The organism is Sorangium sp. So ce375, assembly GCF_051473855.1.
GTDB lineage: Bacteria > Myxococcota_A > Polyangia > Polyangiales > Polyangiaceae > Sorangium.
Genome location: NZ_CP150335.1, coordinates 4,095,764 through 4,117,539, shown reverse-complemented (window position 1 = coordinate 4,117,539; position 21,776 = coordinate 4,095,764). Strand labels below are relative to the sequence as shown.

The following is a 21,776-nucleotide window of genomic DNA, read 5'->3' as shown; positions in this document are numbered from 1 at the left end:
AGAACTTCATTCGTCATCGCCGCTCGCGCTTGCCGCGCGGCTGCGACCCTGCGTCTCGGGCGAGCCGGAGCGCCCCTGTGTCTCGGGTGAGCCGGTGGGAGAGCCCCGTCGAATGCCGCCGAGAGAGCAGATGAAGCGCAGCCCGGTCACCGAGAGCTCCGCGACCGGCTCCTTCGTGCCGCCGTCCGCGCGCTCGGACGACGGCTCCACGGTCAGCCCGCCCCCGTGCGCGGCAAGGATGCCATGCGCGATCGCCAGCCCGAGTCCCAGCCGCTCCCGGCGGCGCGGCGCGACCGGGTCGGCGGGGATCGCCGCCCGTTCGCCGAACGGCTCGAGCAGCCGGGCGAGCGGCTCCGGTGCGACAGGGCCCGCCTCGTCGATGACGGTCACCACCGCCCCGCCGCCAGCGCTCGAGACGCGGATCTGCACGGGGCGATCGCGCGAGCGCAGGATGGCGAAGCCGAGCACGTACTCGAGCGCCACACGGAGCAGCTCCGCATCCCCCTCCACGGTGGAGCCCCCGTCGGGCTCGGTGTCCAAGGAGATGCGCACGCCCCGCGCGGCGGCCGCCTCCTCGAGGTGCGCCGCCGCGCGACGGACGAGCTCGCCCGCGTCGCACGAGGTGATCGCCATGGGACGGCTCGCGTCCGCGCGGAGCCAGATGGAGTTGTCGAACTCGTCGAGCAGCCGCTTCAGCCGCTCGCCCGCGCCGCGCACCCGCTCCAGCATGTCCCGCGGCGCCGCCGCGAGGTCTTTCTGGTAACGCAGGAGATAGTGGACCCCCGCCAGCATGGTCGCCAGCTCGCCCCGTAGATCGTGGCCCACACGCGCGAAGAACTCGTCATCCATCCACATAAACGCCTGCTCCGAATATGCAGCAGCGCGGACCTCGAGCATCAGACGAGCAAGCCAACTGTCGTCGGGGCTGCCCCGAAACAGCGGTCGCCGGATGCTGGGGGTGAGCCGCGCAGAGACCCCCCATCTGCGCTGGACAGTTGATGGTTGCGGATAAGCGACCTGGGCACAAGGTGTACGTGGGGTTCAGGTTCCGCCTCCACCAGCGCGGGGGGACCTTTCCAGAAACGCCGGCGGGAGGTCGTTGCTCTTCGTCACTCTCCTTCGATGGTCCATGCTTCCGTGCATCCGCGCATCGAAGCCGAGCACCTGGGGAGCGCTGTCAGCCGAGCCGCGAGCGGGGGAGCATGTCCGAGGCAGAGCGCAGAGAGTTCACCGAGCATCACGACGAGCAGGGCGACGAGGATACGCTCGTGATCGAGCGGCGGCGCCGGGTCCTCATCGTCGATGATGATCCCGATTTCCTCGTCATGGCGGAGGCGGCGCTCGCTGCGCACGGCTTCCTGGTAGAGCGGGCGGCCGGCGGGTTGCGCGGCGTGTTCCTCGCGACGCAGGACGTGCCGGATGTGATCCTGTGTGATCTGCGGATGCCCGGGATCGACGGCTTCGTCGTCGCCGAGGCGCTGCGCGCCGATCCGGCGACCCAGCACGTGGCCATCTTCGCGTGCACTGGCCGGCGCGATCTCGAGGCCCGCGCCGCCCTCAACGCCTCGGCCTTCGACGGCGTGCTCGTGAAGCCGGTCGACTGGGACAGCGCCGCTCGCTTGCTCAACGAGATCGTCGGCGTCCGCCGACCCTACGGACCCACCTAGGGAACGTCAGGAGCCACCTGAGACCCCTACAGGACAAATGCAGGATAACCCCTGCACAGGAGGGGAAATGCCCGGCATCGTGCCGGCAATCAGGTATACAAACATCGCGTGACCCGAGCGGATCGCCCCCCTACATGACCTCCTTAGAGAGGCCGGCCGAACGACTGCCGGAGCCGCTCACGATCGGGCGGCGCGGTGCGCCGAGGAATGGAAAGGTTCACTGGGATGGAAGTGAAGTGTGATGACAACGCGGTCTCGCCGCTCGTCCTGGTCGTGGACGACTTCCAGGACAACCGGGAGATGTTCGCGGAGTACTTGTCCTTCTCCGGGTTCCGCGTGGCCGAGGCGGCGACGGGGCGCGAGGCGCTCGATCGCGCCTTCGAGCTGATCCCGGACCTCATCCTGATGGACCTCTCGCTGCCCGAGATCGACGGCTGGGAAGCGACGCGCCATCTCAAGAGCGATCCTCGCACCATGCGGATCCCCATCGTCGCCCTCACGGGTCACACGCTCGCGGGGCACTCGCGCGAGGCGAAGGACGCGGGGTGCGACGCCTTCCTGACGAAGCCGTGTCTGCCGGACACGCTCGTGCTCGAGATTCGCCGCCTCCTGTCGCGCGGCAGCGCGTCGCCGCAGCCGGACAGCGCGCCCTGACGCACCGCGAATCCGCTCTCCAGGGAACCGGCGAAACCTGCACAGCGCGCACGAGCCCGCGAGATCCGCGAGACGCGCGCGCTCCGCGAGACCGCGAATAGCGCACGTGCGCTCCCGCGCTGCCAGGACTTGACTGCGGCACCACCTGACTATTCTCGGTGCGGTCTTTCTGGCTAACTGATCGCTTGAGAGGCAGAGGGGAGAAGGATGGCGGGGGTGACGAGAAAAAAAGCCGGGAAAAACGCGACGGACGGCGCGGAGACAGCGCACGGCCGCACGCTCCGCGGGCGCGCCCCAGCAGCGCCCATGCGCGCTCCGAAGCGGGGCTCGAAGTCTGCTTCGGCGAACGGGCCTCGATCCGCGGGACCGGCGACCCTGCGCGCCAGGGCGCCGAGGCGATCGAAGGCGGACGCGGAGCGGCACGCCGCTAGAGGCGATAGAAGCGATAGAGGCGACGCGGTCAAGCGCGAGCGGCTCGAAGAGCAGTGCCAGCGCCTGGAGCGTCGTGCGGAGACGGCGGAGCGCATGCTCCGCGAGACCGTATCCACCATCTCTCACGACCTCAGGAACTCGCTGAGCGTGATCGTGGTGAGCGCCCGCATGCTCATGCGCTCGATCCCTCAAGAGGGCCCGGGCAGGCGGCAGCTCGAGGCGATCACCCGCGCGGCAGACGAGATCAACCAGCTCGCGCAGGACCTCGTCGACGCCATGAGCATCGAGAACGGCTCGCTGAAGGTCGGCAAGGGCGCGCACGAGGTCGAGCCGATCCTCGACAGAGCGATCGAGCTCGTCGCGCCCACGGTCGCGCTGAAGCCGCTCGAGATCGCAAAGGAGATGCCGCACGAGCTGCCGCCGATCGCGTGCGATCGGGAGCGCATCGTCCAGGTCATCGCCACCCTGCTCGGCAACGCCATGCGCTTCACGCCGAAGGGCGGGCGCATCACGGTGCGCGCCGAGCCGTCCGGCACCGACGCGCGATTCTCGATCTCCGACACCGGCCCTGGCATCTCCCCGGATCAGCAACCGCTGCTCTTCGCACGCCACGCGCCCGCTCGCCGCCCCATGGGACAAGGGATGGGGCTCGCGGCGTTCGTCACCAAGGGCATCGTGGAGGCCCACGGCGGCACGATCTGGGTCGAGAGCTCGCCCGGCCAGGGCAGCACGTTCTTCTTCACCATCCCCACCGCCGGGCTCTCGGTGCGCACAGCCACCTGAACGGCATGCGCCCTGCGGCGCGCCCCTGACACGGAGCGCGCGCAGCGGGTGGGCGCGCGCCGTCAGGCCGATCCGAGCGCCGACAGCCAGCGGCGGAGGATCGCGCGACCCTCCGACAGCTTTCCCAGCGAAGACCACTCGTTGCGCTGGTGCGCCTGAGCGTTCTCTCCAGGGCCGAAATTGACCGCGGGCACGCCGAGCTCTGCGAAGCGGGCCACGTCGGTCCACGCCTGCTTCGGCTCGACCGCGGCGACGCCAGCCTCGCGGAGCGCGACGACGAGCGGGTGCGACGCGTGCGGCAGCGCCGAGGGACTGAGATCGCGCCAGACGATCTCGGCGCGGCCGTCCACGAGCGCCTCGATGGTCCGCTGCGCCTCCGGGATCGATGTCCCAGGCGAGAAGCGGTGGTTCAGGTTCATCGTGAACTCGTCCGGGACGACGTTCCGCCCGCGCCCTCCCTGCGCCATCGTCGCCGTGGTCACGGCGCGGTAGACGAAGCCGTCGATCTCGACCTCGCGCGGGGCGAGCGCGGCCAGCTCGACCAGGAGCGGGCCCGCCTTGTAGATGGCGTTCTCGCCCTGCCACGGCCGCGCGCTGTGCGCCGTCCGCCCGCGGAACGTCAGCCCCGCGTGGAGCGACCCGCTCGCGCCGAGGCTCAGCCGGTTGTCGCTCGGCTCGAGGCACACCGCGAGATCGAGCGCGCGGAGCTCCGGCTCGCGCTCGATGACAAGCGCGAGCTCGTTCTCCAGGTACGGGCCCTCCTCCCGCGCGTAGAACACGAGCGTCAGATCGACGCCCGCGATCGCCTCCCGCTCGCCCTCGGCGAGGTCGAGCATCAGCGCGAGACCCGATTTCATGTCGCTCGCTCCGGGGCCGTAGAGGCGATCCCCCTCGATCCGCGGCGGCCCGTCGTGCGAGGTGCGCACCACGTCGAGGTGCCCGGCCAGCGCGATCTTCGGGCCGCCCGTGCCCTGCGTCACCTGCACGACGAGGGAGTCGCCGTGGCGGCGCACCGGCGCGGCGAGCCGAGCCCGCCCGAGCCGCTCCGCCACCGCGCAGCACAGCTCCTGCTCTTCGCCCGTGGGCGACGGGACAGAGCACAGCCAGAGCAGCGTGTCCGCAAGATCGGCCGCGACCGCGGCCGCCGCGTCGGCGTCGGAGCGCGCGCTCACACCGGCACCGCGAAGTCTCGCAGCGCCGCGTTCAGCGACACCTTGCGGTCCGTCGCCTCGCTCCGCTTGCCGATGATGAGCGCGCACGGGATCGAGAACTCCCCTGCGGGGAAGCGCTTCGGCCGCGTGCCCGGGATCACCACGCTGCGCGCGGGCACCCGGCCGCGGTACTCGACGACCTCCGGCCCCGTGACGTCGAGGATCGCCGTCGACGCGGTGAGCACCACGCCGGCGCCGAGCACCGCCTCCTCCTCGACCACGACGCCCTCCACGACGATCACGCGGGAGCCCACGAAGACGCCGTCCTCGATGATCACCGGCCGGGCTCCCGGCGGCTCGAGCACCCCGCCGATGCCGACGCCCCCGGCGAGGTGCACGCCTCGCCCGATCTGCGCGCAGCTCCCGACCGTGGCCCACGTGTCGACCATCGATCCAGAGCCGACCCACGCGCCGATGTTCACGTAGCCGGGCATGACGATCGCGCCCTGCTCGAGGAACGCACCGTAGCGCACCGTCCCCGGCGGGACGACGCGCACGCCCGCCTTGTCGAGCCCGCGCTTGAGCGGGATCTTGTCGTGGAACTCGAAGGGGCCGGCCTCCATCACGCTCATGCTGCGGAGCGAGAAGTAGAGCAGGATCGCCTCCTTGATCCACGCGTGCGTCACCCACCTGTGCGGCGCGCCCTCGCCCGTGGACGCCGCGCCTTCGCCGCCCGCCTGCGGGCTCTTGTCGGGCTCGGCGACGCGGAGCAGGCCTTGATCGAGGCACTCGATCGTGCGGAGGACCGCGGCCTCGTGCGCGGGCGAGCGCAAGAGCTCGCGATCACGGAACGCCGCCTCAACAAGGGACTTCATGGATTCTTCGGTGGCCATGGCGCCGCCTTTAGCACGGCCGCGCCAGCACCGGCACCGGCCTCAGAACGTCATGGTGACGACGCGGCCGCCCGTCCCCTCGACGAGCTCGATGCGCGCGCGGCGCGCGACGACGCGCGCCACGGCGGCCGCCCGCTCGCCTCCGTCGCGCAGCGTCACGTCGAGGGCGACGGCAGGCGCGCCCTCACGCGGGCCGCGCTCGGCGATGCGCACCATCGAGCGCCCGTCCGAGAGGCGGGATACGGTGAGGTGAGGGCTCGCGACGCCCGCGGCGCTGACCATACCGACCGCGAGCTCCATGAGCCCGCTCACGGCGCGCACGTCGCCCTCCACCTCGTTGGCGCGGCCGTCGGAGGCGGCGATCGAGATGCCGACGACGGGCCGCCCCTCGGCCGGGGAGGCGCTCCAGTTGCGGAGCACGTCGATGAGATCGAGCGGCGTGGGGCGCAGCTCGAGGGTCGCTATCACGAGCTCGGACAGGCGCAGCGCGCCGCTCAGCTCCCGGGCCGTCCTGCGCACCGACGCCTCGAGCGCGAGGCGCTGCCGCGCGTCGATGCCGCGATCGGCGCCGCCGCGATCCCCGCGACCGCGCCCGGCGCCGCGCGCCGGCGAGGCGCCCGACGCGGCGCGGGACAGCTCCTCCGTGAGGCGCGCGACCTCGACCCCTGCGTGGCCGAGGAGCGCGCACGCCGCGTCGGCCGCCGCGGCGTCGGCCGCGGCGGCGGTGTCTGTCTCGACGAAGCCGTCGCGGACCGCCGCGGAGAGGCTGTCGAGGGCAGCGACGAGCGCCACACACCCCTCGCACACCTCCGGCAGCGCGAGCGCGACCCCGCGCGGCCCGACGCGACGCGAGCCGAGCAGGTGCGCGAAGCTCTCGATGCCCGCCGCGCCGTCCCGCGCCGCGCCGAGCGCAGCCGCGAGCCGCTCGCCGAGCATCAGGCCGTCGCGCTCGGAGCGACCTCGTAACCAGCGAAGAAGTAGGCGATCTCCCGCGCGGCGGTCGCCGTCTTGTCGGACCCGTGGACCGCGTTCTCGCCCACGTTCGCCCCGTAGAGCTTGCGGATCGTCCCCGGCGCCGCCTTGGCCGGGTCCGTCGCGCCGATGACCTCGCGGTACTTCGCGACCGCGTCCTCGCGCTCGAGCGCCATCACCAGGATGGGGCTGCGCGACATGAACGTCACGAGCTCGTCGAAGAAGCCGCGTCCTCGGTGCTCCGCGTAGAAGCCCTCGGCCTCCGCGCGGGAGAGGTGGATGCGCTTCATCGCTTTGACCGTGAAGCCCTCCTGCTCGAGGCGGGCGACGATCGCGCCAGCCGTGTTCTTTTCCATCGCATCAGGTTTGACGATTGAGAGGGTTCGCTCGAGGGCCATGGGCGGGCCAGTTAGGCGAAAACGCAGAGCGTTGCAAGCACTACGGATTCCGTCCCCGGAGGCCGCCGCCCGCCTCGCTGCACGGCCCTCCGCACGGCCGCGATTCCGCCGTCGCCGTCCGCCCCGTCGCGCCGCTCCCGCTCCAGGCTGCTCTCCCGGCCGCGCCTCAGGTCGCGCAGCGGCCGTGTCCGATCCGCCGGCTCGCCGCTCGGCGCGGCTCTCCGCGCTCTCCTCGCGCTCGCGCTTCATCGCGCCCTCGTCGCAATTCCGTCTCGCGAGCTCGACGCGCGACACGCGCGTTCGCCATCAAGCTGTCACAATGCGCTGCTACATACGTGGGCCATGCCGAGCCACGTGCTCATCGTGGAGGACGAGCGCGACCTTCAGCGCGTCCTCACTTACAACTTCCGTCAAGCTGGGTTCGATGTGGTGTCCGCCGGGAGCGGCGAGACAGCGCTCCGCGCGGTCAAGGAGGAGCGGTTCGATCTGGTCCTGCTCGACCTGATGCTCCCGGACATGTCGGGCACGGAGATCTGCCGCCGCCTCAAGCAGAACCCGCAGACCTCGGCGGTGCCCGTCATCATGGTCACGGCCAAGGGCGAGGAGATCGACCGGATCGTCGGCTTCGAGCTCGGGGCCGACGACTACGTCGTCAAGCCGTTCAGCGTGCGCGAGCTCATCCTGCGCGCCCGGGCGATCCTGAAGCGCTCAGAGAGCCCGGCGTCGGCGCCGGAGAAGTTCGACTTCGGCATCCTGCGGGTCGACCGCGCCGCGCACCGGGCCTGGGTGCAAGACGCCGAGATCGCGCTGACCGCGCTCGAGTTCCGCCTGCTCATGATGCTCCACGATCGCCGCGGGCGCGTCCTCTCGCGCGATCTCCTGCTCGACGAGGTGTGGGGCTCGCACGTCGACGTCACCGCGCGCAACGTCGACACCCATGTGAAGCGCGTCCGCGAGAAGCTCGGGGCGGCGGGCGACTACATCGAGACCGTGCGCGGCGTCGGCTACCGGTTCCGCGCGGAGCCCGAGGTCGCCTAGGGGCCCATGCGCATGCTGAGGGGGCTGGGCAACGGCGCGAAGCTCGCGGCGGCGACGGTGCTCGTCCTCGTCGTCGCTGGCGTCCCGATCGAGCGCCTCGCCGCGCACGACGTGGAAGGGGCGCTGCTCGCGGAGCACAGCCCGCGCGCCGCCGTCGACGCCGCCCTCCTTCGCTCGCGGCGCACCCTGCTGCTCGGCATGGGCACCGTGATCGTGGTCGCGGCCTCGATCGGCGCCGCCACGGCCTTCTTCATCAGGCGCCCCATCCGGAGGCTGACCCGCTTCGCGCAGGCGATGTCCGAGGGCGACCTGTCGACGCGCGCACCGCTGCGCGGCCCGGGTGAGCTCCGCCAGCTCGCGCGCGCGCTGAACCACCTCACGAGCGAGCTCTCCCGCTCCACCGCCGAGGTCCGGACGGAGCGCGCCCTGCTCGCCGGCATCCTCGACGGGATGAGCGAAGGCGTGCTCGTGCTCGATCACGACGGGCGGATCCTCCTCGCCAACCGGGCGCTCCGCGCGATGGCCTCCCTCGGTGAGGACGCGCTCGGCCGATCGGTCATCGAGTCGATCCGCAACGCGCGGCTCACCGAGGCGATCCAGCTCGCCGGCAAGCGGGACGAGCCGGTCGACGTCGAGGTCGAGCTCGGGCGGACGCTGCCGCGGCGGCTGCTCGTGCGCGTGTCGCGCCGAAAGGGCCCGGAGCGGCTCGGAGACGACGCGCACGAGGCCCTCGCCGCGTGGGGCACGGAGCACGACGGCGCGTCCGCCGAGCCGGGGCTCATCGCGGTGTTCCACGACGTCACCGACCTCCGCCGGCTGGAGACGATCCGGACCGATTTCGTCGCGAACGTGTCCCACGAGCTGCGCACGCCGGTCACCGCGATCAGCACCGCCGCCGAGACGCTGCAGCTCGGCGCGCTGAAGGACCCTCATGAGGCCGCCGAGTTCGTCGACGTGATCGATCGGCACGCGAAGCGCCTCCGCCACCTCGTCGACGACCTGCTCGACCTCTCGAAGATCGAGGCGAAGAACTTCCGCCTCGCGCTGTCGGACCTCGACATCGCCCCCGCCATCGAGCACGTCACGCAGCTGCTCGCCGAGGCAGCGCGCCGGCGCAGCGTCACGCTGACGGTCGACGCCTCTACGCTCCCGCCCGCCCGGTGCGACCGCCGCGCGCTCGAGCAGGTGCTGATGAACCTGCTCGACAACGCCATCAAGTACGCGGGCGAGGGAGCCCACGTCACCGTGAAGGCGCGCTCGATCGACCAGCAGGTGATGATCGCCGTCGCCGACGACGGCCCCGGTATTCCGCCTCACCACCTGGGCCGCATCTTCGAGCGGTTCTATCGAGTCGACGCCGGCCGCTCACGCGACCTGGGCGGCACCGGGCTCGGCCTCGCCATCGTGAAGCACCTCGTCGAGCTGATGAACGGATCGATCGAGGTCGAGAGCGCGATCGGCCGCGGCACCCAGTTCACCGTCCGCCTGGCGCGCGCCGGGTGATCCACGCGACCGGGCAAAGCCAGGAAAGCGCGGTACTCGCTGTTCCACCTTGCTGTCACGGAGCTGTAACAAAACTCGATTACGCCTTGCTGTGCATGGCTCGAATTCTGCTCACCCTGGCGTTGTTCCTCCTGACCGCGGCGTGCGGTCGCTCCGATACCCCTCAAGACACCGGTTCGCTCCCCGGCGCGAAGAAGGACACCGCGCCGCAGCCGACCGCTGATGGGGAGACCAGCCTGACGGGTGCGGGTGCGACATTCCCGTACCCTCTCTACACGAAGTGGATCTCTGAGTTCCAGAAAGCCAACTCCAAGGTCAAGATCAACTACCAGTCCATCGGCTCCGGGGGTGGGATTCGGCAGATCACCGAGCGGACCGTCGACTTCGGCGCCACCGATGCCCCGATGAACGAGGAGCAGCTCGGGAAGGCCGCCGGCATCCTGCACCTGCCGACCTGCCTGGGCGCGGTCGTGCTGACCTACAACCTCGAGGGCGTCCCGTCTGGCCTGAAGCTGACGCCGGAGGCGGCCGCACACATCTTCCTGGGCAAGATCAAGAAGTGGAACGACCCGGTCCTCCAGAAGGAGAACCCGGACGTGAAGCTCCCCGACAAGGAGATCGCGACGGTGCACCGCTCGGACGGCAGCGGAACCACAAAGATCTTCGTCGACTACCTGAGCGCGGTCAGCCCGGAGTGGAAGAGCGGGCCAGGGACCGGGACCAGCGTCAACTGGCCTGGCGGCCTCGGCGCGAAGGGCAACGACGGCGTCTCCGCCCTCATCACGAGCACGCCCGCCTCGATCGGCTATATCGAGCTCGCGTACGCGATGCAGAACAAGCTCACGTTCGCCTCGCTCAAGAACAAGAGCGGGAAGTTCATCACCCCGTCGCTCGAGAGCACGACCGCCGCAGGCGCTGGCGCGGCCGCCAAGATGCCGGATGATCTCCGGATCTCGCTCGTGGACGCCGAGGGCGAGGACGCATACCCCATCGCCGGCTTCACGTACCTCCTCGTGTACCAGGAGCAGAAGGACCTCGCGAAGGGCAAGGTGCTCGCCAACTTCATGAAGTGGGCGATGCAAGGCGGCCAGAAGTTCACGAACGACCTCCATTACGCCCCGCTGCCCGCGGCTGTCGTCGAGAAGGTCAACAAGAAGCTCGCCGCGTTGGTCGGCCCTGACGGCAAGCCCCTGCTCGTCCCATAACCCGCCAGGAATGCGCGTCAGCCGTGTGAACGGCGCTCCGCCGCACGCGGCTGGCGTGCGCGCAGGAGCGCAGGATAGGTCCATGAGCACCGTAGAAGTTCCGATGCAACAAGCCGCCTCGTCCGCGCCGCAGAGCGATGCTCCACATGGCACGCGCGGAGCCGATCGAGCGTTCCGCGCCATCCTGACGATGTTCGGCCTGACGGTGCTCGCGGTGCCAGCGCTGATGGTGCTGGAGCTCATCCGCTCATCGCGGCTCGCCATCGACAAGTTCGGGCTGGGGTTCCTCACCGGGCGCGTATGGGACCCTGCGCGCGAGGAGTTCGGCGCGCTCCCGTTCGTCTACGGAACGGTCGTCACGTCGCTGATCGCCATCGTGATCGCCGTCCCCGTCTCGCTGGGCCTCGCGATCTTCCTGTCGGATCTGGCCCCCCACCGGATCCGCAAGCCGCTCGGGTTCATGGTCGAGCTCCTCGCGGCGATCCCGAGCGTCGTCTACGGCTTCTGGGGCATCGCCGTGCTCCGCCCCTGGCTCCGGGACACCGTCGAGCCGGTCATCATCAAGTACTTCGGCTACATCCCCCTCTTCGAGGGCCCGCCGCTCGGCTTCGGCATGTTCGCCGCGGGCGTCATCCTCGCCATCATGATCGTCCCCACGATCACGTCGGTGTCGCGCGAGGTGATGCAGGCGGTCCCCCAGCTGCACCGCGAGGCGGCGGTCGGCCTCGGCGCGTGCGCGTGGGACACGATCCGCTACGCGGTCCTCCCCTCGGCGCGCTCGGGCATCATCGGGGCCATCATCCTCGGGCTGAACCGGGCGCTCGGCGAGACGATGGCCGTCACCATGATGATCGGCAACGTCCCGAAGGTGAGCGCGTCGATCTTCCACCCCGGCTATTCGATGGCGAGCGTCATCGCCAACGAGTTCGTCGAGGCGACAAGCGACATGTACGTGTCGGCGCTGTCCAAGATCGCGCTGCTCCTCTTCGGGGTCGCCCTCCTCCTCAACCTCTTCGCCCGGTGGCTCGTGAGCTCGACCAAGAGCAAGCTGGAGCAGCGCGCATGAACAGCGACACCCCTGTCCCCGTGGCGAGGCCAACGAGCGCCCCCCGGCGCACGCTGCTCGCGCCCGCGCCGGGCGAGACGCTGCGCCGCGCGCGCGGCTACTTCTTCGAAGGGCTCTGCGTCGCGAGCGCCGTCGTCGTCCTGGTCCCCCTGTTCCTGATCTTCGTCTACGTCGTCAGCAAGGGCCTTGGCGGGCTGTCGCTCGACTTCTTCACCCAGCTCCCGAAGCCCGTCGGCGACGAGCGGAGCGGCATGGGCAACGCGGTCGTCGGCACGCTCATCCTAATCGCCATCGGCTGCGGCATCGGGTTGCCGACGGGCATCCTCGCCGGCATCTACCTGGCGGAGATCGGGCGGGGCAAGCTCGCGGCCGCCATCCGGTTCATCGCCGACGTGCTCGGCGGCGTCCCCTCGATCACCATCGGCGTCTTCGTCTACGCCCTCGTCGTGGTCACGATGAAGCGCTTCTCGGCGCTCGCCGGCGGCATCGCGCTCGCGATCGTGATGCTCCCGACGGTGACCCGCACGACGGAGGAGCTGCTCAAGCTGGTGCCCGCCCACCTCCGCGAGGCGTCGCTCGCCCTCGGCGTGCCGGAGTGGCGCACGAGCCTCCTCGTCGTGCTCCGGACGGCCTCGCCGGGCATCGGCACCGGCGTGATGCTCGCCGTGGCCCGCATCGCCGGCGAGACCGCGCCGGTGCTCCTCACCGCGCTGGGCTCGTCGTACTGGAGCTTCGCCGTCGACCGCCCCATCGCCTCGCTACCGGTGCAGATCTGGCGGAACGCGACATCGCCCTACCCCAAATGGCAGCAGGAGGCGTGGACCGGCGCTCTCGTGCTGATCGTCATCGTCTTTCTCCTCAACTTGCTCGCGCGCATCGCCACGTCGCGGAGCGTCAAGGCGCGTTAAAGGCACTCGATGAGCCCGTTTGACTCACTGCACCACAAAGTACGGTCCGGGGAACGCCGCAGCGGGCTCGACACGGACGGCATCGACAGCCGCTCCCTGGATTCAGAAGACGAGGCTCCGCCGGCCAAGATCAGCGTTACCCGGCTGAACGCCTATTTTCATAAGTTCCACGCCATCCACGACATCACGCTGAACATCCCCGATGGCCAGGTCACCGCGGTCATCGGTCCGTCCGGGTGCGGGAAGTCGACGTTCCTGCGCTGTCTCAACCGGATGCACGAGCAGGTGCCCGGCGCCTCGGCGAAGGGCTCCGTCATGATCGACGGCGTGAACATCTATGACAAAGCCGTTGACCCGGTGCGGCTGCGGCGCCGCGTCGGCATGGTGTTCCAGAAACCCAACCCGTTTCCAACCATGTCCATCCGCGAGAACGTCCTCGCCGGACACAAGCTCAACGGCATCTCCGTCAAGGATCCCACTGGCCTCGTCGAGAAGTGCCTGCGCCAGGTCGCGCTCTGGGACGAGGTGAAGGACAAGCTCGATCAGTCCGGGCTATCCCTCTCGGGCGGCCAGCAGCAGCGCCTCTGCATCGCCCGCGTCCTCGCGGTGGAGCCGGAGGTGATCTTGCTCGACGAGCCGTGCTCTGCCCTCGATCCCATCGCGACCGCGCGTGTCGAGGAGCTCATCGACGAGCTGAAAGACCGATATACTTGCGTGCTCGTCACACACAACATGCAACAGGCCGCGCGGTGCTCTGACTATACCGCCTTCTTCTACATGGGGGATTTGGTGGAGTTCGACAGGACCCAGACGATCTTCACCAACCCCAAGGAGAGCAAGACGGAAGACTACGTCACCGGTAAGTTCGGCTGATGGAACCGGGGGAGAGAATCATGCCGACGTCGCACACGAGCAAGGTCTACGAGCACGAGCTACGCACGCTTCGCGAGAAGCTGCTGCTCATGGGCAGCCTCGTCGAGGAGATGATCCAGAAAGGCTCGACCGCGCTCGCGACGCGCGACACGGGGCTCGCCAAGGCGACGATCCGGCTCGATCGCCGGATCAACCGGCTCGAGTGCGAGGTCGACGAGCTCTGTATGAGGATCCTCGCGACGCGCCAGCCCGTGGCGTCCGACCTGCGCTTCGTCACCACGGCGCTCAAGATCGTCACCGATCTGGAGCGCGTCGGCGACCTCGTGGTGAACGTGTGCGAGCGGGTGCAAGAGCTCAACGAGGAGCCGCCGCTCGCGCCGGTGGCGGATCTGCAAGGCCTGGCGGATGAGGCGATCGAGGTGGTGCACGAGGCGCTGGACGCGCTTGTCGCGCGCGACTGCGAGCGGGCGAACCAGCTGCTCACGCGCGATGACGTGATCGACGAGCACTACGCCCGCATCTTCCAGGAGGTGCTCCTCATCATGAGCCGCGATCCGAGCACCGTGTACCGGGCCACGCGCATCCAGTCGATCGCCAAGTACATGGAGCGCATCGCCGATCACGCCATGAACATCGCCGAGTCGGTCGTCTTCCTCGTCAAGGGGACGGACATCCGGCACCACAACCGCCTGAAGGAGAACGATCCGCTCGCCTCGACGCCGTCCCCCGGCCTGCGGCTGCGGTAGACGCCAGCGCTGCCCGGAGGCGCCGCCCCCCGGCCTGCGGCTGCGCTAGACGCCAGCGCTGCCCGGAGGCGCCGTCCCCCGGCCTGCGGCTGCGCTAGACGCCAGCGCTGCCCGGAGGCGCCGTCCCTCCGTGGCCGTGCGCGTGCCCGTGGGCGTCCTCGTGCCCGTCCTCGCCGGAGCAGCGGGCGTCCTCCCATCCGACCCAGTACGGGCCGTCCGGCCCGTGCTCGCGCTTCCAGATCGGCAGGCGCTCCTTGATGCGGTCGATGAGCAGGCGGCACCCGCGGAAGGCCTCTCCCCGGTGCGGCGCGCTCGCGGCGCAGGCCACGGCGACGTCGCCGACGCGGAGCGCGCCCACCCGGTGCGTCGCGGCGACGCGCACGCCGGGGATCTCCGCGGCGATCTCCGACAGGATCCGCTCGAGCTCGGCCTCGGCCATCGTCCCGTAGGCCTCGTACTCCAGCAGCGTGACCGAACGGCCCTCGTTGACGTCGCGCACGACGCCGAGGAACGTGGCGATCCCGCCCGCGCCAGGGTGAGACACCGCGGCGATGAGCTCGTCGAGAGGGAGCGGCTCGGCGCGGATCCGGCTCACGGCGCGCTCCGCTGGAAATGACCCGACCGGCCCCCGCTCTTCTCCAGGAGCTTGATGTCCGAGATCACCATCTCGCGATCGATCCCCTTGAGCATGTCGTAGATCGTCAAGCACGCGGCGCTCACCGCGACCATGGCCTCCATCTCGACCCCGGTGCGATCCACCGCCTCCGCGGCGGCGGTCACCCGGATCGCCGCGGAGGGCTCGTCCACGTCGAGCGCTACCGAGACGTGCGTGAGCGCGATCCCGTGGCAGAGCGGGATGAGCTCCGGCGTGCGCTTCGCCGCCATGATCCCGGCGATCCGCGCCGCGGCCAGCACGTCGCCCTTCGGGGCGTCGTCGCGCGCGACCCGGGCGATCGTCTCGGGGCGCATCAGGACAGCGCCCGACGCGACCGCGCGGCGATGTGTGATGGGCTTGCCTTCGACAGGCACCATGCGGGCCTCGCCGCTCGGGGAGAGGTGGGTCGAGAGCGCTTCGCCCTCGCCGGGTCGATCAGGGGTTCGCGACATCGCCCCGGAATCTGACACGGCAGCCCGGCGGACCGAAAGCCGAACGTGATCCGGCGCCGCGCCGATCACCCGCCGCTTCAGCCGCCGATCGCGCGGATCGACACCGTGGAGGCCGTCTCTTCGGTGCAGCCCTTCCAGATCTTGCCGTCTGGCTTCAGGCGCCACGCCTCGTCCAGACGCTGGCGGATCGCCGCCCGATCGCCGCTCTGCGCCTCGCGCGAGGCGTCGACGCCGTCGTCCGTGGCGAGGCACGGCCGGAGCACGCCCGTCGAGGAGACACGCAGGCGATCGCAGCTCTCGCAGAACGTGTCGCTCGTGCCCGTGATGAAGCCCACGCGGAGCGACGGGTCGCGGCGAGCGCGGACGTACCTCGCCGGACCGAGGCCGGGCTCGGTGACCGCCTCCCCCGGGAGGATGTGCTCGGCCAGGCGCGCCCTCATCTCGGCCGCGGTGACGAGGTGCGCGCCGACGAGCCGCGCGCCCTCGGCGATCGGCATCACCTCGAGGAAGCGCGGCACCATCCGCCGCTCCCAGGCCCACAGCGTGAGCCGCTCGATCTCGTCGTCGTTCACGCCGCGGAGGACCACCGTGTTCAGCTTGATCGACGAGAAGCCCGCCGCGATCGCGGCGTCGATGCCGTCGAGCACGCGGGCGAGCTCGCCGCCCCGGGTCATCTCGCGAAAACGCCCAGGATCGAGCGAGTCGATCGAGACGTTCAGGCGGTGCAACCCGGCGGCGCGCAGCGCCCCGGCGAGCCGCGCGAGCTGCGACGCGTTCGTCGTGAGGGCCAGATCCTCGAACCCGAGCGAGGCGAGGCACGCGACGATCGACACGATCTCGGGGTGGAGCAGCGGCTCGCCGCCGGTCAGGCGCACGCGCCGGACGCCGGCGTCGCGCAGCGCCTCGAACATCGTGCGCCAGGCGTCCGTCATCAGCCTGCCGTCGGCGTAGCCGTCATGCCGCGACGGGCGGCAGTAGGTACAAGCGAAGTCGCACCGATCCGTGACCGAGATGCGCACGCTCTGCGGCGCGGGCCCCGCGTGCGCGCCCGCTGCCTCGCCGGCGCCGTCCCGGTACGGGATCACGGCGGCGCGGCGCCCCGCCTCCCCGCCCCCGACGAGCGGCAGGGATCGCTTCCGCTGGGTCGACGCTTCGCCCGCGTTGCGCGCAGGATCGAGGCCGCCGGTCGAAGAAGGCATCGCGCGTCCCTCTCGGCTCCTCTTACCCGCCTGCCACCGGCGGGATGAGCGCCACCTCGTCACCGAAACCCACAGGATCGCTCGGCGTCGCATAGACGCCGTTCACCGCCACCCGGATGGATCCCTTGTAGGGGCCGAGCCCCGGATAGCGAGCACAGACGTGATCCAGGAGCTCCGCCGCGGTGCAGGGACCAGCCAGCGGCAGCGCCACTTCTCCGGTGCCCAGCACATCCCTCGCGCCCGCGAATGCGAGCACGCGTACCGCTGCATCCATCACCGCAACCTAGCATCGCTCCGCCGACGAGACACGACGAACTGCCGCCAAGCGACCTCGGGCCACCCCGGCGAGATCGAGCCTACCGGGCCCGGCCGGCACGGCTATCATCGGGCGGCTCACCGTCATGTCGGAAGAAGGCTTTTTACCGGGCACGATCTTGGCCGGTCGCTACCAGGTTCGCCGCGAGCTCGGCCGCGGCGGCATGGGTGTCGTCTATCTCTGCCGCGACCTCGTCCTCGACGAGCGCGTCGCGGTGAAGCTGCTCGACCGGCCAGGCGCGGCGACCCGCCCCGAGGACGCCTGGTGGTTCCAGGAAGAAGCCCGGGCGCTCGCCGGGCTCTCCCATCCGGCGCTCGTGAAGGCCCGCGACTTCGGGGCGCTCAGCAACGGGACGCCGTACCTCGTGATGGACGCCGTCCCAGGGCGATCGCTCCACGAGTGGCTCTACCTCGCGCGGCTCGAGGACCCGCTGCCCTGGCCGATCATCTGGAGCGTCATCGACCAGGTGCTCGGCGCGCTGGCGCACGCGCACGCGCGCGGCGTGATCCACGGAGATCTGAAGCCGTCCAACGTCCTCGTCGATCTGCAGCACGGCGGCGAGCCGCCGCTCGTTCACGTGCTCGACCTCGGGCTCGCCTGGCTCATCCAGGACCGGGTCGATCACCGGCTCGACGGCTCCAGGGAGAGCGAACCCACCGTGCGGTGGGGCGCGGGCACCCCGGGATGGATGGCGCCGGAGCAGATCCGCTTCGCGGCGCCCCACGTCGGGCCGCCGACGGACCTCTACGCGCTCGGCTGCATCCTCTACGCCCTGCTCGCCGGCGGCGAGGTCTACGACGGCAGCAACGACGAGCTCCTCCAGCAGCACCGGAGCGCGCCGATCCCGGACCTGCCGCTTCCAACGCCGGTGCCGGGCGACGTCGCGAAGTTCGCGAAGCGGCTGCTCGCGAAGCGGCCCTGGCACCGGTTCGATTTCGCGGGGGATGCGCGGCGGGTGTGGAAGCGGTTCGAGCCGCGCAGCAACGCGAACGTGACCGCCACGCCCCTGCCGATCGCCCTGTTGACGAGCGGCCGGCTGCCCCCGAGCCGCAAGGAGCTGCTCACGCCCGAGCTCATCGAGCCTCCAGACGACGACCCGCCGCCGTCCGTGACGACCACCGGGCTGCTCGCGCTCCGGCCGAGCCCGTTCGTCGCGCGGACCGGTGAGCGGGCGCGGCTCATGGAGGTCGTGGCCGAGATGGTCGACGCGCCGAAGGCGATGCACCGGTTCGTCCTGCTCGCGGGCGAGGCCGGCGTCGGCAAGAGCCGGCTGGCCGAGTGGCTCTGCGAGGAGGTCCACGAGCGGGCGCTCATGGTGCCGCTCCGCGCGCGCTACCGGCGCATCGCGGCGCCGCTCGACGGCGTGCTCGGCGCGGTGACCCAGCACTACCGGCTGGAGCGGGCCGAGCGCGAGATCGTCGAGAAGGTGCTGATGAACCTCTGGGAGGTCCCGCCCGAGGACGAGGTCGGCAAGACGTGGGTCGCGGCGACCGCCGAGTGGATCAAGCCGTCGCCGCCAGGCAGCGAGGCGGTCGGTCCGACGGGGAAGCGCTTCCGCCTGGACCGCCCGGAGCTCCGCTGGCTGATCATCCGCAAGACGCTGGAGCGGATCGGCCGGGACCGGCCGGTGCTGCTCTGGCTCGACGACCTGCACTACGCCTCCTCGACGACGTTCGAGGGGCTCCTCACGCTCCACCGCGACGCGCCGAACCTCGGCCTGCTCGTCGTGGCGACCGTCCGGACCGAGGCGGTCGAGTGCGATCCGGTGGCGGCGAGGCGCATCGAGGGGGCGCTCGCGGCCTACGTCGGGGAGCGGCTGGACGTCGCCCCGCTGAACCCGACGCAGACGCACGCGCTGCTCCGGGAGACGCTGCCGCTCGACGACGCGGCGGCCGAGGCGGCGACGGCCCGCAGCAAGGGGAACCCCCTCTTCGCGCTGCAGCTGCTGCACGCGTGGGCGGGCGGCGGGCACCTCCAGCTCCGCGCGGGCAAGTACTTCGTGCCGCGGGGGTCGATGGCCGTGCAGGCGGCGACCACCGCCGACCTCTGGGAGGAGCGCCTCGCGGCGCTGCCCGAGGACCTCCGCACCGGCGCGCGCGCCGCCGCCGCGCTCGGCGGCGACATCCGGCGGGAGATCCTGCGCGCGCTGCTGACGTCGCTCGATATCTCGGCGGACCGGGCGCTCGCGGCCATGCAGCGCGCCCAGATCCTCCTCGCGGTGGGCGATCGCCTGCGCTGGCCGCACGCGCTGCTCCAAGAGCACCTCCTCTCGCAGCTCTTCCTCGAGCCGGACGCGGCCCGCGTGTTCCGCGCCGCCGCCGACGCGCTCGGGGCGCACCCGGCCGCGTCGAGCCGCCGCATCCTCCGGCACCGGGTGGTCAGCCTCCTGCGCGCCGGCGACACCGACGAGGCCGCGGCGCTCATGCACGCGCACGTGGCGGCGCACTGGCAGAGCTCGCGCGACATCGCCGCGACGCTCCGCGATCTCGCCGTGCTCGACGGCAAGCTGCCCGGCGGGAGCGACTCGCGCCCTGGCCTACGGGGCGGCGTGGATGCGCGGCCCGTGCTGACGGGGACGCGGCTCGGGACGCAGCTGCGCTTCCGGGGCGAGGCGCTGCGGCTGGCGGGGAGGCTCGACGAGGCGCGGCGCGACGCGGAGGACGCGCGGCGCATCTTCGAGCAGGCCGGCGACCGGGAGAACCAGGCGCACTGCCTGCGCCTGCTCGGGCACATCGCGTCGGACCTCGGCGCGGAGGCGCAGGGCCGGCGGCTCGTGGCGCGAGCGCACGCGATCTTCGACGAGATCGGCCACGGCCACGGGCGAGCGCAGTGCGAGGTGCTGCTCGGCGAGATCGACTACCTGCTCGGCGAGCACGCGCGGGCGCGGGCGGTGCTCGCGTCCGGGGCGGCGCGGTTCATGGAGGTGGGCGATCGGCTCGGCCGGGCGCAGTGCCTGCTGCTGCAGAGCATGGTCGAGCAGGCCGGGGCGACCTCCGAGGCGGCGCGCGCGCTGCTCACGACCGCGCACGCCGACTTCGACGCCATCGGCTACCGGCTCGGGCTCGCGCAGTGCGATCTCGCGCTGTCGCACTCGGACCACCGCGTCGGCAACTTCGAGGCCGCGCGCGCGGGCGCGCTCGCGGCGCGGCAGAGCTTCCGCGACGTCGCGAACCCGCGCGGCGAGGCCGGGTGCGAGCGCCTCCTCTCGATGGCGGCGCTCGACGCGGGCGAGCCGGATCTCGCCGAGGAGCACGCGATCGCCGCCGGCAGGCTCTTCGAGCGGCTCGGGGATCCGTGGGGCCTGGTCGAGGCGCGGCTGCTGTTCGCGCAGATCGCGCTCCACCGCGGGGACGCAGAGCTCGCGCGCGAGCACCTCATGGCGTGCGAGGCGGTGGCGCTCGCCGAGGCGGAGCCACGGCAGCACCGGCACCTGACGCTCGCCTGGCTCGCGTACCACGAGGGGCGCTTCCACGAGGCGGCGCGCGAGCTGGACGCGGCGCGCGCGGCCTTCAAGGACAGCCGCACGGGTGACCATACGCCCCAGCTCCTCGAGCGCTTCGCGCGGATGGGCTGGCCCAAGCCGGCGGGGACGCGGATCAGCGGCTGGATGCGCACGCTCGAGAGCACCTAAGGCGCGGGCGCGTGGGGCGCGGATCCTGGCTGCGTGGGCTCTCGTGCAGGAGAGGGACGATCGACGGTCGACGCTCTCACGAGATGCGTCGCCGAGCGGGGCTCACCCGCACAGGAGACGGGTCCAGATCGGCGTTTTCGGCGCGCAAGCGCACTCCTGTGCGCTGAGCACCGAAAACGCCGAGATGGGCCCGTATCCGAAGCGGGCGAGCCCCGCTCAAAGAGGGAGCCAGAAGTCGGGCCCGAAGAGGCGGCGCGCGTCCTCGATCGTGCGGAGGGCGCGGGGCAGGTCGAGCCTCGCCTGGTGCTCGGCCAGCTGCACGACGTAGGGGATCCAGAGCGGCCTGCAGACGACGAGCGCGGCGAGGTGGAACTCCGCTTCCTCGGTCTGACCGAGATCCATCGCCACACGCGAAAGGAGGCTGTGCACCGGGACAGGCGACCCGAGCGGCGCGATCGCCGTGGCGCAGCGCCGCACGCTCTCCGCAGCCTCCTCGCTGGGATGCCGTCGGAACTCCTGGAACGTCTCCTCGAGCTCTTGCTCGTCGCTCACCTGCTCCGGCAAGTGCTGCGCGACGAGCGACTTCCAGTGGTCGACGAACGGCAGGCCGGCGAGCGCGCTCGAGCCGTCGGCGTGGGCAAGGAGCATATCGGCCTCCTTCCAGTCGCCAGCCTCGCGGGCGAACTCGAGCCCGGAGACGACCCGCGCCTCCTCATGGAGCCCAGGCTCCTTCGTCAGGAGCCAGCGCTGCCAGTAAAGCGCACCCCGGAAGGCCACGCGCGCGAGCGGCTCCTTGCCGCCCGCGCGCATCTGCTGCGCCATGTCCAGGAGCGCGCCCTTGTGCCGCTGCACGTCGTCGACGAGGAGGCTCGCCGGCCAAGCACAGAGCCCGCACGCCTCGGAGATCATCACACCCCCCTCGCACCGCGCGAGAGCCGCCCGCCGACAGGCAGTGCAGAAGAAACCCCCGCGACACAGAGCAACGCTACCACGACGCCCGCAGCGCGCGAGAGGTCGTCGCCGGCAGGTGGCAGGCAGACAACATTGGCGACGGCAACAGCGCTCGATCGCAACCGCGCGAGCGACCTGCACCGGATGGATCCAGGGCCCGGAACCGCACGCAGCTGCTCACGAGAACGAGAACGATATCCGCCCGCTCCTCGCTGCGCGCGCGGGCTCATGGATCTCGATCTCCACCGAGGCTTCCTGCACAATGCGCATTTGGCGGCAGCGG

Annotated in this window: 21 protein-coding genes; 11 read left to right on the top strand and 10 right to left on the bottom strand. The window is 71.1% G+C overall.

The window, feature by feature from the left end; genetic code table 11:
• Window positions 1–6 precede the first annotated feature (6 nt).
• Complete coding sequence (locus tag WME90_RS15400; RefSeq protein ID WP_437281869.1) at window positions 7–849, bottom strand: sensor histidine kinase; 843 nt, start codon at window positions 847–849, stop codon at window positions 7–9.
• A gap of 353 nt (window positions 850–1,202) precedes the next feature.
• On the opposite strand from WME90_RS15400, the gene WME90_RS15395 reads away from it, so the two are divergent.
• The 3 genes from WME90_RS15395 (at window position 1,203) to WME90_RS15385 (ending at window position 3,536) form a co-directional block, all read left to right on the top strand.
• On the top strand, window positions 1,203–1,667 hold the full coding sequence (locus tag WME90_RS15395; RefSeq protein WP_437281868.1) for a response regulator: 465 nt from the start codon (window positions 1,203–1,205) through the stop codon (window positions 1,665–1,667).
• A gap of 225 nt (window positions 1,668–1,892) precedes the next feature.
• Entirely contained in the window at window positions 1,893–2,321 is a 429-nt protein-coding gene (locus WME90_RS15390; RefSeq protein WP_437281867.1) for a response regulator, read from the top strand.
• Window positions 2,322–2,846: 525 nt separating this feature from the next.
• Window positions 2,847–3,536, top strand: a complete 690-nt coding sequence (locus tag WME90_RS15385; protein ID WP_437281866.1) for a sensor histidine kinase — start codon at window positions 2,847–2,849, stop codon at window positions 3,534–3,536.
• Between the two features lie 62 nt (window positions 3,537–3,598).
• On the opposite strand, the gene dapE is transcribed toward WME90_RS15385, so the two are convergent.
• From dapE to ndk, 4 genes are read right to left on the bottom strand one after another with little or no spacing between them, the layout of a single operon-like run.
• The gene (gene dapE, locus WME90_RS15380; RefSeq protein ID WP_437281865.1) at window positions 3,599–4,708 is read right to left on the bottom strand and encodes a succinyl-diaminopimelate desuccinylase; all 1,110 of its coding nucleotides are present in this window, start codon (window positions 4,706–4,708) and stop codon (window positions 3,599–3,601) included.
• Complete coding sequence (locus tag WME90_RS15375; protein ID WP_437281864.1) at window positions 4,705–5,580, bottom strand: 2,3,4,5-tetrahydropyridine-2,6-dicarboxylate N-succinyltransferase; 876 nt, start codon at window positions 5,578–5,580, stop codon at window positions 4,705–4,707. The genes dapE and WME90_RS15375 overlap by 4 nt, the downstream gene beginning before the upstream one ends.
• Before the next feature lie 42 nt (window positions 5,581–5,622).
• Window positions 5,623–6,516 carry a hypothetical protein gene (locus WME90_RS15370; protein ID WP_437281863.1) on the bottom strand — a complete coding sequence of 298 codons (894 nt, stop codon included), beginning with the start codon at window positions 6,514–6,516 and terminating at the stop codon, window positions 5,623–5,625.
• A complete protein-coding gene (gene ndk / locus WME90_RS15365) occupies window positions 6,516–6,950 on the bottom strand; it encodes a nucleoside-diphosphate kinase (protein ID WP_437281862.1) in 435 nt (144 codons plus the stop codon). The genes WME90_RS15370 and ndk overlap by 1 nt, the downstream gene beginning before the upstream one ends.
• Window positions 6,951–7,292: 342 nt before the next feature.
• Here ndk and WME90_RS15360 point away from each other — a divergent pair, with 342 nt between their 5' ends.
• The 7 genes from WME90_RS15360 (at window position 7,293) to phoU (ending at window position 14,289) form a co-directional block, all read left to right on the top strand.
• Window positions 7,293–7,988 (top strand): response regulator, encoded by a 696-nt coding sequence (locus WME90_RS15360; protein ID WP_437281861.1) that lies wholly within the window; start codon window positions 7,293–7,295, stop codon window positions 7,986–7,988.
• A 12-nt stretch (window positions 7,989–8,000) separates the two neighbouring features.
• Window positions 8,001–9,491 (top strand): ATP-binding protein, encoded by a 1,491-nt coding sequence (locus tag WME90_RS15355; RefSeq protein ID WP_437281860.1) that lies wholly within the window; start codon window positions 8,001–8,003, stop codon window positions 9,489–9,491.
• Window positions 9,492–9,586: 95 nt separating this feature from the next.
• Window positions 9,587–10,696: a phosphate ABC transporter substrate-binding protein PstS gene (gene pstS, locus WME90_RS15350; protein WP_437281859.1), complete on the top strand. Its 1,110-nt coding sequence runs from the start codon at window positions 9,587–9,589 to the stop codon at window positions 10,694–10,696.
• Window positions 10,697–10,778: 82 nt separating this feature from the next.
• Complete coding sequence (pstC, locus tag WME90_RS15345) at window positions 10,779–11,762, top strand: phosphate ABC transporter permease subunit PstC (protein ID WP_437281858.1); 984 nt, start codon at window positions 10,779–10,781, stop codon at window positions 11,760–11,762.
• The gene (gene pstA, locus WME90_RS15340) at window positions 11,759–12,670 is read left to right on the top strand and encodes a phosphate ABC transporter permease PstA (RefSeq protein WP_437281857.1); all 912 of its coding nucleotides are present in this window, start codon (window positions 11,759–11,761) and stop codon (window positions 12,668–12,670) included. The genes pstC and pstA overlap by 4 nt, the downstream gene beginning before the upstream one ends.
• 9 nt (window positions 12,671–12,679) lie before the next feature.
• Window positions 12,680–13,543 carry a phosphate ABC transporter ATP-binding protein PstB gene (pstB, locus tag WME90_RS15335; protein ID WP_437281856.1) on the top strand — a complete coding sequence of 288 codons (864 nt, stop codon included), beginning with the start codon at window positions 12,680–12,682 and terminating at the stop codon, window positions 13,541–13,543.
• A gap of 20 nt (window positions 13,544–13,563) precedes the next feature.
• Window positions 13,564–14,289, top strand: coding sequence for a phosphate signaling complex protein PhoU (gene phoU, locus WME90_RS15330; RefSeq protein ID WP_437281855.1), 726 nt, complete (start codon window positions 13,564–13,566; stop codon window positions 14,287–14,289).
• Between the two features lie 94 nt (window positions 14,290–14,383).
• Here the strand turns inward: phoU and WME90_RS15325 are convergent, their stop codons facing one another.
• The 4 genes from WME90_RS15325 to WME90_RS15310 form a co-directional block, all read right to left on the bottom strand.
• Window positions 14,384–14,884, bottom strand: a complete 501-nt coding sequence (locus WME90_RS15325; RefSeq protein WP_437281854.1) for a molybdenum cofactor biosynthesis protein MoaE — start codon at window positions 14,882–14,884, stop codon at window positions 14,384–14,386.
• Complete coding sequence (gene moaC / locus WME90_RS15320) at window positions 14,881–15,396, bottom strand: cyclic pyranopterin monophosphate synthase MoaC (RefSeq protein ID WP_437281853.1); 516 nt, start codon at window positions 15,394–15,396, stop codon at window positions 14,881–14,883. Before moaC ends, WME90_RS15325 begins: the two co-directional genes overlap by 4 nt.
• Window positions 15,397–15,473: 77 nt before the next feature.
• Window positions 15,474–16,595: a GTP 3',8-cyclase MoaA gene (moaA, locus tag WME90_RS15315; RefSeq protein ID WP_437281852.1), complete on the bottom strand. Its 1,122-nt coding sequence runs from the start codon at window positions 16,593–16,595 to the stop codon at window positions 15,474–15,476.
• A gap of 22 nt (window positions 16,596–16,617) precedes the next feature.
• Entirely contained in the window at window positions 16,618–16,869 is a 252-nt protein-coding gene (locus tag WME90_RS15310) for a MoaD/ThiS family protein (protein WP_437281851.1), read from the bottom strand.
• Between the two features lie 127 nt (window positions 16,870–16,996).
• Here WME90_RS15310 and WME90_RS15305 point away from each other — a divergent pair, with 127 nt between their 5' ends.
• A complete protein-coding gene (locus WME90_RS15305; RefSeq protein WP_437281850.1) occupies window positions 16,997–20,542 on the top strand; it encodes a protein kinase domain-containing protein in 3,546 nt (1,181 codons plus the stop codon).
• A 216-nt stretch (window positions 20,543–20,758) separates the two neighbouring features.
• On the opposite strand, the gene WME90_RS15300 is transcribed toward WME90_RS15305, so the two are convergent.
• Window positions 20,759–21,451, bottom strand: a complete 693-nt coding sequence (locus tag WME90_RS15300; RefSeq protein WP_437281849.1) for a hypothetical protein — start codon at window positions 21,449–21,451, stop codon at window positions 20,759–20,761.
• Between the last annotated feature and the right edge of the window lie 325 nt (window positions 21,452–21,776).

Bases quoted from the DNA above. Each gene is read 5' to 3' on its own strand.
- WME90_RS15400 (WP_437281869.1), bottom strand. From the start codon at position 849: ATGGATGACGAGTTCTTCGCGCGTGTGGGCCACGATCTACGGGGCGAG.
- WME90_RS15395 (WP_437281868.1), top strand. From the start codon at position 1,203: ATGTCCGAGGCAGAGCGCAGAGAGTTCACCGAGCATCACGACGAGCAG.
- WME90_RS15390 (WP_437281867.1), top strand. From the start codon at position 1,893: ATGGAAGTGAAGTGTGATGACAACGCGGTCTCGCCGCTCGTCCTGGTC.
- WME90_RS15385 (WP_437281866.1), top strand. From the start codon at position 2,847: ATGCTCCGCGAGACCGTATCCACCATCTCTCACGACCTCAGGAACTCG.
- WME90_RS15375 (WP_437281864.1), bottom strand. From the start codon at position 5,580: ATGGCCACCGAAGAATCCATGAAGTCCCTTGTTGAGGCGGCGTTCCGT.
- WME90_RS15370 (WP_437281863.1), bottom strand. From the start codon at position 6,516: ATGCTCGGCGAGCGGCTCGCGGCTGCGCTCGGCGCGGCGCGGGACGGC.
- ndk (WP_437281862.1), bottom strand. From the start codon at position 6,950: ATGGCCCTCGAGCGAACCCTCTCAATCGTCAAACCTGATGCGATGGAA.
- WME90_RS15360 (WP_437281861.1), top strand. From the start codon at position 7,293: ATGCCGAGCCACGTGCTCATCGTGGAGGACGAGCGCGACCTTCAGCGC.
- WME90_RS15355 (WP_437281860.1), top strand. From the start codon at position 8,001: ATGCTGAGGGGGCTGGGCAACGGCGCGAAGCTCGCGGCGGCGACGGTG.
- pstS (WP_437281859.1), top strand. From the start codon at position 9,587: ATGGCTCGAATTCTGCTCACCCTGGCGTTGTTCCTCCTGACCGCGGCG.
- pstC (WP_437281858.1), top strand. From the start codon at position 10,779: ATGAGCACCGTAGAAGTTCCGATGCAACAAGCCGCCTCGTCCGCGCCG.
- pstA (WP_437281857.1), top strand. From the start codon at position 11,759: ATGAACAGCGACACCCCTGTCCCCGTGGCGAGGCCAACGAGCGCCCCC.
- pstB (WP_437281856.1), top strand. From the start codon at position 12,680: ATGAGCCCGTTTGACTCACTGCACCACAAAGTACGGTCCGGGGAACGC.
- phoU (WP_437281855.1), top strand. From the start codon at position 13,564: ATGCCGACGTCGCACACGAGCAAGGTCTACGAGCACGAGCTACGCACG.
- moaC (WP_437281853.1), bottom strand. From the start codon at position 15,396: ATGTCGCGAACCCCTGATCGACCCGGCGAGGGCGAAGCGCTCTCGACC.
- moaA (WP_437281852.1), bottom strand. From the start codon at position 16,595: ATGCCTTCTTCGACCGGCGGCCTCGATCCTGCGCGCAACGCGGGCGAA.
- WME90_RS15310 (WP_437281851.1), bottom strand. From the start codon at position 16,869: ATGGATGCAGCGGTACGCGTGCTCGCATTCGCGGGCGCGAGGGATGTG.
- WME90_RS15305 (WP_437281850.1), top strand. From the start codon at position 16,997: ATGTCGGAAGAAGGCTTTTTACCGGGCACGATCTTGGCCGGTCGCTAC.
- WME90_RS15300 (WP_437281849.1), bottom strand. From the start codon at position 21,451: ATGATCTCCGAGGCGTGCGGGCTCTGTGCTTGGCCGGCGAGCCTCCTC.